The organism is Streptomyces sp. NPDC097640 (assembly GCF_040302705.1).
In the GTDB taxonomy this organism is placed as follows: Bacteria; Actinomycetota; Actinomycetes; order Streptomycetales; family Streptomycetaceae; genus Streptomyces.
Genome location: NZ_JBEOSB010000032.1, coordinates 125,199 through 133,670 on the forward strand (window position 1 = coordinate 125,199; position 8,472 = coordinate 133,670).

An 8,472-nucleotide genomic window follows, 5' to 3' on the forward strand; every position below is an offset into this window, starting at 1 on the left:
GCTCCGATCTCCGTTAGGAGACCGGGCCGCCGAAGATGTCGATTCGGTCGCCCTCGGCGAGGGTCACGATGGCGCGCTTGGTGTCCTTGCGCTTGCCGAAACCGGTCTTGGTGCGCTTGCGCTTACCCTGCCGGTTGATCGTGTTGACCCCAGTGACCTTGACCGAGAAGACCGCCTCGACGGCCTGCTTGATCTGGGTCTTGTTGGCGCCGGGCGCGACGATGAACGTGTACTTGTTCTCGTCGAGCAGCGCGTAGCTCTTCTCGGACACGACCGGCTTGACGAGAACGTCGCGGTGGTCCGTGAAGGTCTTGCTGGTGACAGCGGTCGCCTCACTCATCAGGCGGCGCTCCCTTCGGTCTGCTCAGCGGCCTTGGGACCAGCCACGAAGGACTCGAAGGCGGCCTTGGTGAAGACCACGTCATCGGAGACGAGCACGTCGTACGTGTTCAGCTGGCCCGGCTCCAGGATGTGCACCTGGGGCAGGTTGCGGGCGGACAGCCACGCGGCCTCGTCGCTCCGCTCGGCGATCAGGAGCAGGTTCTTGCGCTCGCTGATCTTGCCCAGCAGGGTCTTGGCGGCCTTGGTGGAGACCTCGCCCTCGATCACGCCGGTCACGACGTGGATGCGGCTGTGGCGCGCCCGGTCCGAGAGGGCACCGCGCAGCGCGGCGGCCTTCATCTTCTTCGGGGTGCGCTGGCTGTAGTCGCGCGGCACGGGGCCGTGCACGACGCCACCGCCGGCGAACTGCGGCGCGCGGGTCGAGCCCTGACGGGCGCGGCCGGTGCCCTTCTGGCGGTACGGCTTCTTGCCACCGCCACGGACCTCGCCGCGGGTCTTGGTCTTGTGCGTGCCCTGACGGGCAGCGGCCAGCTGCGCGACGACGACCTGGTGGATCAGCGGAACGCTGACCTGCGCGTCGAAGATCTCCGCGGGGAGCTCGACGGTCCCGGCCTTGTCGCCTGCCGGCGAAAGGATGTCAATGGTGCTCATCGGTTACCTCAGGCCCCCTTGGCCGCGGTACGGACCAGGACGAGGCCGCCGTTCGGACCAGGAACCGCTCCCTTGATCAGGAGCAGGCCCTTCTCCGCGTCAACGGCGTGGACGGTCAGGTTCTGGGTGGTGACCCGCTCGTTGCCCATGCGGCCGGCCATGCGCAGGCCCTTGAACACGCGGCCCGGGGTGGCGCAGCCACCGATGGAGCCCGGCGAGCGGTGCTTGCGCTGGGTGCCGTGGCCGGCGCCGAGGCCCTTGAAGCCGTGGCGCTTCATGACACCGGCGGTGCCCTTGCCCTTGCTGGTGCCGGTCACATCGACCTTCACACCGGACTCGAACACCTCGGCGGTGACCTCCTGGCCGAGCGTGTACTCGCTGCTGTCAGCGGTACGCAGCTCCACCAGGTGGCGGCGCGGGGTGACCTCGGCCTTGGCGAAGTGGCCCTTGAGGGGCTTGTTCACCTTGCGCGGGTCGATCTCGCCGAAGGCGATCTGGACGGCGTCGTAGCCGTCCGAGTCAGCGGTACGGACCTGCGTCACGACACAGGGACCGGCCTTGACGACGGTGACCGGGACGATGCGGTTGTTCTCGTCCCACACCTGGGTCATGCCGAGCTTCTCGCCCAGGACGCCCTTGATCTGCTTAGCCATCTCGCGCGTCACCTCAGAGCTTGATCTCGATGTCGACGCCGGCCGGCAGGTCGAGACGCATGAGCGAGTCGACGGTCTTCGGCGTGGGGTCGAGGATGTCGATGAGGCGCTTGTGCGTACGCATCTCGAAGTGCTCGCGCGAGTCCTTGTACTTGTGCGGCGACTTGATGACGCAGTACACGTTCTTCTCTGTGGGCAGCGGCACCGGGCCCGCGACCGACGCACCAGTGCGGGTCACCGTCTCGACGATCTTCTTCGCCGAGGAGTCGATGACCTCGTGGTCGTAGGCCTTGAGCCGGATGCGGATCTTCTGTCCCGCCATGGCTGCTTCGTAGTCCTGTCTCTCGTAACGCTCCGGAACCCGGTCGGTTTCCGTTCCTCCCCGCCTCACCTCCGACCCACGCGGTCGGGCGTGTCGCGCCCCCTCCGGCAAATCTCCGCAGGAGAAATCCCTTATGGAAGAGGGTTGTGGGGGAAGAACACCCACCGGGTGCCTAGCCGGGGCCCCGCTGACACTTCCCGGAAGATTCCCGTACGTCCGCCCCTGATAAGGGGCGACGAGTACTGTGGGACTCGCTTCCGGTCCTCCCGGCGGGAGGCGCGCAGCATCGGCACTCAACCGAGCAACCCGGACAGTCTGCCACACGGGCCATGCCGGATGCCAATCAGGAAGCCGGGAAGCGTACCCCTGGCGGGGGGTTCTTCAAACTCGGCGCGCACCCGAGGCCCTTGAAGGGCCGATACATCGAGGGCCCGGAAGCCACGGCGCGCCCTCCCATGGGCAACAGAGCCGCCCCGCACCTGGCGACGTCGTCGCCAACGCCGTCACCGAACCCCTGGACCGCCACATCCTGCCAGCGGGATGGCGGGACGCCGTACGAGCGCACCAGGCGGGCCGGCTGCCGACCCGCCGGGTCGTGCGCCCTGGTCGTGCGCCACGTGCGCTCCGGCGTGTGACGCCGCGCACAGCGGGCGCGCAAAGGCCAACCAGCGCCCCTCCCCGTCCGTCTTTCTCTGGGGGAGTCGAAACGGGGGAACGCACGACGCATTTTCACTCCGGGGGCCACGGACACGCTCACGCGGGCCGACCGCCGCGGCCCATTCGCCCGCCCCGCCCTCACCCGCTGGAAGTGCCCCATGACCTTCACCGCGCAGGCCCCCGAGCAGACCCCCGGCCCGTCCGCCTCGTCCTCGCGACGGCGGCGCGCCCCGAGCACCCGTCCCCGGAACGTGGTGGTGGCGCTGGCCGCCGGTGCGGCCCTGATCGCCGGCGTCGTGTTCGCCTTACGCGACGACGGCGGCAACGGCACGGCCCGCGCCGCGGACCCGTCGACCCCGCCACCCGACGCCATCTCGGCCACGTCGAGACCCTCGCCCCCGTCCCGCGCGGACTCCCCCACCACCGGAACCGGCGTCTTCGTCACCGCGAAGTCCTCCGGCGCGGTGATCGGCGAGGGAAGCGATCTGCGGCGGTACAAGGTGCAGGTGGAGAAGGGCACCGGCATCGATCCGAAGCGCGCGGCGGCCGAGATCGCGGCGGTCCTGGCCGACAAGCGCGGCTGGACCGGGGACGGCCGCCACTCCTTCCAGCTGGTGTCCGACGGCCCCTCCGACTTCGAGGTGAAGATCGCCACCCCGGACACGGTCGACAAGATCTGCGGCGCCGTGGGCCTGGACACCCACGGCGAGGTCAACTGCGACGCCGGCACCCAGATCATGGTCAACCTCAAGCGCTGGAACACCGGCTCCCCGGAGTTCTCCGGCCCCATCAGCGGCTACCGGGCCCTGATCATCAACCACGAGGTCGGCCACCGCATCGGCCACGGCCACGAGACCTGCCGGGGGAAGGGCGAGCGGGCGCCGGTGATGATGCAGCAGATATACGGACTGAAGGGCTGCGTCGCCAACGAGTGGCCCTATGACAGGGACGGCGAGTACATCGGGGGCCCGGCGGTCCCGTAACGGCACGTGACGGCTACCCGGCCCCCGGCCCTCCCGCCCGCAGCACGCGAGCCTGCGCGGCGGCCAGCGCGACGCGCACGGCCTGGTCCGCGGTCGCCTCGTCGACCGGCTCGCCGGTGAACACGAGCCGGAAGTAGATCGGCGCGGCGAGGGCCTTCAGGAGTTCGGCAGGGTCGGTGTCCGCGGGGAGTTCGCCCCGCTCAACGGCTCGGGTGACCACGGGTTCCGCCCGCCGGAAGCGGTCGTCGAAGAGCGCGCGCTTGACGTCGGCGAGCTGGGGGACGCGTACGGCGTCCGAGAGGACGGTGACGAGCAGGGCCCGGCCCGCTTGCGTGGTCATGGTGGCGACGAGGGAGCGGGCCAGCGCGCGCAGGTCGCTCTCCACCGCCCCGGTGTCGGGGATCGGGATGTCCGCGGAGAAGCGGCCGGCCAGCGCGTCCGCGACAAGGCCGTCAGCGTCTTTCCAGTTCCGGTAGATCGTCGTCTTGTGCACACCGGCCCGTCGGGCGACGCCTTCGACGGTCAGGGCCGCGTACCCGGTCTCCGTGAGCTCGGCGATGGCCGCCTCCAGCACGGCGACGCGCATCTTGTTGCCTCGCCCGACAGCGGGGGCGCGCCTTGAGGGCGACCCAGCAGACTCCATTGCAACTCCTAGTTGCGTTGATGGTGGAACATGCGCCAGGATCAGGCTATCGCAACTGCGAGTTGCAATACGTCCGACCCATGGATCGAGGCCCCCATGACCGGTGACTCCCGGGCAGCCGCCCAAGCCATCCCTGACCAATCGGGGCGACTGGTCGTCGTCACCGGCGCCAACAGCGGCATCGGGTACGTCACCGCTCGCGAACTCACCCGCCGCGGCGCCCATGTCGTCCTGGCCTGCCGCAGCCACGAGCGCGGCCGGAGCGCGGTGGAGCGGCTGCGGACCGAAGTCCACGGCGCCCGCGCCGAACTGCGCACGCTCGACCTCGCCGACCTGACATCCATCCGCGATTTCGCCGAGTGCTGGAGCCACGACCGGCTCGATCTCCTGGTCAACAACGCCGGCGTCGCCATGGTGCCGTTCTCCCGGACCGCCGACGGCTTCGAGTCCCAGTTCGGCATCAACCACCTCGGCACGTTCGCGCTCACCGGCCTCCTCATGCCGCACCTGCTGGCCGCCGCCGACCCGCGCGTGGTCACCGTCAGCAGCGAGGGCCAGCGATTCGCCCGATTCGACATGACCAACCTCAACGCCGAGCGCCGCTACCGAACGGCGTTCGCCTACGTGCAGTCCAAGCGGGCCAATCTCTACTTCGCCATGGAGCTACAGCGAAGGGCCGACGCCGCCGGGCTGCGGCTGCGCAGCATGGCCGTCGCCCCCGGCCTCACCCGCTCCAACGTGCTCACCGGCGGCGCCAACGGCACCCGGGGCCGCGTATACGCGACCCTCACGCGTCTGCTCCTGCGCATCGCCTTCCGCCCCACACCGGCCGGCGCCAGGACCTCCCTGTACGCCTCGACCGTCCCCGACCTGCCCGGGGGGAGCTACGTCGTGCCCGACGGCCCGTTCCAGCTCCGCGGCGAGCCCGTCCTCCGCAACCGCGAACGCGCCATCCACGACTCCGCTACAGCCCGCCGGCTGTGGCTGCTCTCGGAACAGCTCACCGGCGTGCGGTACGCCCATTTCGTTTCAGGCGAAACCGTATCGAATGAATAGACGGCTGTACGGTGGCCTCATGACCGCCGACGTTCCTCACCGACCCACCGCCTCGCGCGCGACCGACCGCCCCGGTGACGAATCGCCTTTCGCTCTCGGCTTGCTGCTCCGCCGGGCACACTGGCGCGCGGCCTCGGTGATGACGGAGGCGCTCCGGCCGCTCGGCATCGAGTTGCGGCATTTCGCCGTGCTGATCGAGCTGGTCAACCGGGGCGCCACGGTGCAGCGCGACCTGGCGGCGGCAACAGGGTCGGACAAGGCGGGAATCATGCGGGTCGTGGACGACCTGGAGCGCAAGGGGCTGGTCGTACGCAAGACCGTTCCGGGGGACCGGCGGGTGCGGGCCGTGGAGATCACGCCTCAGGGGCTCGAACTCTTCGAAGCGGCTCATGTGGCGGCGGAGCCGCTGGGTGAGCGCCTGGTTGCCGAACTGGGCCCCGGCGAGCCCGAGCGGCTGACGGATCTGCTGACCCGGTTCGCCCATCCCCCGGCCGACGAGGCGTAAGCCTCACGCCGCTTTCGCGGCGAAGCGCTCCGCGAGTTCCTTGGCCATGCCGGCCGCTTCCTCGAAGGCGCGCTCGCGGGAGGCCTCATAGAGGGGGACCAGCTCTGACATGGCCGGGTTGCTGGGGGCCATGGTGAGCTCCGGGACGATGAAGTCGAGGTCCAGGCCGAGGGCGCCCTGGAGTACGGCCCCCAGGTAGTTCAGCACGAACTCGAAGCCCTCGCGCGGGGTGCCCGGCGCGTAGGAGCCGCCGCGGCTGGCGACGACGGTGACCGGGGTGCCCTGGGCGGAGGGGGCCTCGCCCGCGGTACGGCCGAGCAGGAACACGTTGTCCAGCCACGCCTTGAGAGTCGACGGGATCGAGTAGTTGTGCATGGGGGCGCCGATCAGGACGGCATCCGCCTGCTCCAGCTCCTCGATGAGCTTCTCGCGCGCGGCGAACGCGGCGGACTGCTCCGGAGTGCGCTCGGACGGGGCGGTGAAACCAGCAGACCAGGCGTCGGCGGTGATGTGCGGCACAGGGTCGGCGGCGAGGTCGCGGTAGATCACCGTGCCCTGCGGGTGCTGCTCCTCCCACGCCTTGCGGAAGACGTTCGCGATCGAACGGGACGAGGACACCTCGCCGGGGAGCAAGGACGAGTCGATGTGCAGCAGCGTGACCATGGACTTTCTCCAAAAATGCGGTGCCAGAGGCAGGGAAACAGGGAGCCGAGGATTCGCGCTCAGAGTTAGTTAAGCACGAGACGGTATCGAGTGATACTATCTTGAATGTAACGAAGACTGACGCGTCGAGCAGAGCGGAGTCAGGCGATCATGGACGTCTATGAGGCGGTCACGAGCCGACGGGCGGTGCGTGGATTCGCCGACCGGCCCGTCCCCAGGGAGACGCTGGAGCGCGTACTGTCCGCTGCGGCCTGGTCGCCGTCCGGATCGAACATCCAGCCGTGGCACGCCTACGTACTGACCGGCGGGCCGCTGGCCGAGGTCAAGAAGCGCGCCGGCGAACGCCTGGCCGCAGGCGACCCCTGGGACGAGCCGGAGTACGAGCAGTACCCGCCCGCCCTGAAGTCCCCGTACCGCGAGCGCCGATCCGCCTTCGGTGAGCAGCGCTACGGCGCCCTCGGCATTCCGCGCGAGGACCTGGAGGCGCGCCAGAGAGCCGCTTTCGCGAACTGGGACTGCTTCGGCGCGCCCGCCGCGCTGTTCTGCTACATCGACCGCGACATGGGCGCGCCCCAATGGGCCGACGTCGGCATGTATCTACAGACCGTCATGCTGCTGCTCCGCGCCGAAGGGCTGCACAGTTGCCCTCAGATGGCATGGGCGAAGTTCCACAGGAGCGTCGCGGAGGTCGTGTCACCCCCGGACGAGCTCATCCTCTTCTGCGGCATGTCGATCGGGTACGAGGACGGCACAGCGGATGACGCCCGCATGCGCCGGGCGCCACTCGACGAGACGGCCACGTTCGTCGATGACCACTGACGCCGCCCCGCCCTCAGCTGATCAAGTCGCTGTTTCCCGTCGCGCCCGCATAGTGGTTCATGTGGCGCATTACACATATATCGCAATGAAAGGAACATCATGAGGTTCGCAGTCATCGGCGGTACCGGGCTGATCGGGTCGCAGGTCGTCAAGAATCTGAACGCCGCCGGGCACGAGGCGATACCGCACTCGAAGTCCACCGGAGTCGACGTCATCAGCGGCCAGGGGCTGGACGAGGCGATGGCGGGAGCCGACGTCGTCGTCAACCTGACGAACTCCCCGACCTTCGACGAAGCCTCCCCGGCCTTCTTCCAGACCTCGATGGACAACCTCCTGGCCGCGGCCCACAAGGGCGGCGTCGGCCACTTCGTCATCCTCTCGATCGTCGGCACGGACCAGGTGCCGGAGCTGGACTACTACCAGGCCAAGGCGCTCCAGGAGCAGATTCTCGCGGCCGGGCCGGTCCCCTACTCGATCGTCCGGGCGACGCAGTTCATGGAGTTCATGGACGCGGCGATGTCCTGGACCGCCGACGCCGACACCGTCCGGCTGCCCGCCACGCCGATCCAGCCGATCGCCGCCAAGGACGTGGCCGCCGCGGTGGCGGAGGTCGCCGCGGGCACCCCGCTGAACGGCATCCGCAACATCGGCGGCCCCGAGATCTTCCCTCTGGACGAGCTGGGCCGGATCACCCTCTCCCACAAGGGCGACAACCGCACCGTCGTCACCGACCCCACCGCCGGCATGTTCGCCGTCGTCAAGGGCGACGTCCTCACCGACAAGCAGGCTCACCTCGCCCCCACCCGCTACGCCGACTGGCTCTCCTGACGCCTCAGCGTGCGGACGTGTACGCCACGAAGCGGGTCCAGGCCTCCGGCGTGAACGCGAGCCGGGGGCCCTGGGGGGGCGGTCTTGGACCCCGGCGAGAACGGGCACGGACTTCTGCTCGTCGAGGAGTTGGCGGACCGCTGGGGCGTCGTACCCGAGCTGATCTGCAAGACGGTCTGGGCCGAACTCACCCTCCGCCCCTGACCACATCCGCCCGCAGCGGCGTCCGGCATCCGGGGCCGCCCATCAGGCCCGCTAGTGTGATGCGCCGGAAATCGCGGGCTTAAGTCTCTTGCTGGTTTTCGGTGGCTGGCGGAGTGACCTTGGTGAGGTAGTCGGCGAGGGATTTG

General features: G+C 69.4%; 11 protein-coding genes. 5 read left to right on the plus strand and 6 right to left on the minus strand.

Going from position 1 to position 8,472, the window contains the following annotated elements:
• Positions 1-13: 13 nt before the first annotated feature.
• From rplW to rpsJ, 4 genes are read right to left on the minus strand one after another with little or no spacing between them, the layout of a single operon-like run.
• The gene (gene rplW, locus ABTY62_RS38465; protein ID WP_311726657.1) at positions 14-340 is read right to left on the minus strand and encodes a 50S ribosomal protein L23; all 327 of its coding nucleotides are present in this window, start codon (positions 338-340) and stop codon (positions 14-16) included.
• A complete protein-coding gene (rplD, locus tag ABTY62_RS38470; RefSeq protein WP_352134014.1) occupies positions 340-993 on the minus strand; it encodes a 50S ribosomal protein L4 in 654 nt (217 codons plus the stop codon). The genes rplW and rplD overlap by 1 nt, the downstream gene beginning before the upstream one ends.
• An 8-nt stretch (positions 994-1,001) precedes the next feature.
• On the minus strand, positions 1,002-1,646 hold the full coding sequence (gene rplC / locus ABTY62_RS38475) for a 50S ribosomal protein L3 (protein ID WP_311726655.1): 645 nt from the start codon (positions 1,644-1,646) through the stop codon (positions 1,002-1,004).
• A 13-nt stretch (positions 1,647-1,659) separates the two neighbouring features.
• Entirely contained in the window at positions 1,660-1,968 is a 309-nt protein-coding gene (gene rpsJ / locus ABTY62_RS38480; protein WP_003948644.1) for a 30S ribosomal protein S10, read from the minus strand.
• Positions 1,969-2,783: 815 nt separating this feature from the next.
• On the opposite strand from rpsJ, the gene ABTY62_RS38485 reads away from it, so the two are divergent.
• Positions 2,784-3,608 carry a DUF3152 domain-containing protein gene (locus ABTY62_RS38485; RefSeq protein ID WP_352134015.1) on the plus strand — a complete coding sequence of 275 codons (825 nt, stop codon included), beginning with the start codon at positions 2,784-2,786 and terminating at the stop codon, positions 3,606-3,608.
• Between the two features lie 13 nt (positions 3,609-3,621).
• On the opposite strand, the gene ABTY62_RS38490 is transcribed toward ABTY62_RS38485, so the two are convergent.
• Entirely contained in the window at positions 3,622-4,194 is a 573-nt protein-coding gene (locus tag ABTY62_RS38490) for a TetR/AcrR family transcriptional regulator (RefSeq protein WP_352134016.1), read from the minus strand.
• Between the two features lie 153 nt (positions 4,195-4,347).
• Here ABTY62_RS38490 and ABTY62_RS38495 point away from each other — a divergent pair, with 153 nt between their 5' ends.
• Both ABTY62_RS38495 and ABTY62_RS38500 read left to right on the plus strand, forming a co-directional pair.
• Entirely contained in the window at positions 4,348-5,307 is a 960-nt protein-coding gene (locus ABTY62_RS38495) for an oxidoreductase (RefSeq protein ID WP_352134017.1), read from the plus strand.
• 19 nt (positions 5,308-5,326) lie between these two features.
• Positions 5,327-5,812: a MarR family winged helix-turn-helix transcriptional regulator gene (locus ABTY62_RS38500; RefSeq protein ID WP_352134018.1), complete on the plus strand. Its 486-nt coding sequence runs from the start codon at positions 5,327-5,329 to the stop codon at positions 5,810-5,812.
• Positions 5,813-5,815: 3 nt separating this feature from the next.
• On the opposite strand, the gene ABTY62_RS38505 is transcribed toward ABTY62_RS38500, so the two are convergent.
• A complete protein-coding gene (locus tag ABTY62_RS38505; protein WP_352134019.1) occupies positions 5,816-6,475 on the minus strand; it encodes an FMN-dependent NADH-azoreductase in 660 nt (219 codons plus the stop codon).
• 150 nt (positions 6,476-6,625) lie between these two features.
• Here ABTY62_RS38505 and ABTY62_RS38510 point away from each other — a divergent pair, with 150 nt between their 5' ends.
• Both ABTY62_RS38510 and ABTY62_RS38515 read left to right on the plus strand, forming a co-directional pair.
• Positions 6,626-7,294, plus strand: a complete 669-nt coding sequence (locus ABTY62_RS38510; protein WP_352134020.1) for a nitroreductase — start codon at positions 6,626-6,628, stop codon at positions 7,292-7,294.
• A 99-nt stretch (positions 7,295-7,393) separates the two neighbouring features.
• The gene (locus ABTY62_RS38515) at positions 7,394-8,122 is read left to right on the plus strand and encodes an SDR family oxidoreductase (protein ID WP_352134021.1); all 729 of its coding nucleotides are present in this window, start codon (positions 7,394-7,396) and stop codon (positions 8,120-8,122) included.
• Positions 8,123-8,472 lie beyond the last annotated feature (350 nt).

Bases quoted from the DNA above. Each gene is read 5' to 3' on its own strand.
- rplW (WP_311726657.1), bottom strand. From the start codon at position 340: ATGAGTGAGGCGACCGCTGTCACCAGCAAGACCTTCACGGACCACCGC.
- rplD (WP_352134014.1), bottom strand. From the start codon at position 993: ATGAGCACCATTGACATCCTTTCGCCGGCAGGCGACAAGGCCGGGACC.
- rplC (WP_311726655.1), bottom strand. From the start codon at position 1,646: ATGGCTAAGCAGATCAAGGGCGTCCTGGGCGAGAAGCTCGGCATGACC.
- rpsJ (WP_003948644.1), bottom strand. From the start codon at position 1,968: ATGGCGGGACAGAAGATCCGCATCCGGCTCAAGGCCTACGACCACGAG.
- ABTY62_RS38485 (WP_352134015.1), top strand. From the start codon at position 2,784: ATGACCTTCACCGCGCAGGCCCCCGAGCAGACCCCCGGCCCGTCCGCC.
- ABTY62_RS38490 (WP_352134016.1), bottom strand. From the start codon at position 4,194: ATGCGCGTCGCCGTGCTGGAGGCGGCCATCGCCGAGCTCACGGAGACC.
- ABTY62_RS38495 (WP_352134017.1), top strand. From the start codon at position 4,348: ATGACCGGTGACTCCCGGGCAGCCGCCCAAGCCATCCCTGACCAATCG.
- ABTY62_RS38500 (WP_352134018.1), top strand. From the start codon at position 5,327: ATGACCGCCGACGTTCCTCACCGACCCACCGCCTCGCGCGCGACCGAC.
- ABTY62_RS38505 (WP_352134019.1), bottom strand. From the start codon at position 6,475: ATGGTCACGCTGCTGCACATCGACTCGTCCTTGCTCCCCGGCGAGGTG.
- ABTY62_RS38510 (WP_352134020.1), top strand. From the start codon at position 6,626: ATGGACGTCTATGAGGCGGTCACGAGCCGACGGGCGGTGCGTGGATTC.
- ABTY62_RS38515 (WP_352134021.1), top strand. From the start codon at position 7,394: ATGAGGTTCGCAGTCATCGGCGGTACCGGGCTGATCGGGTCGCAGGTC.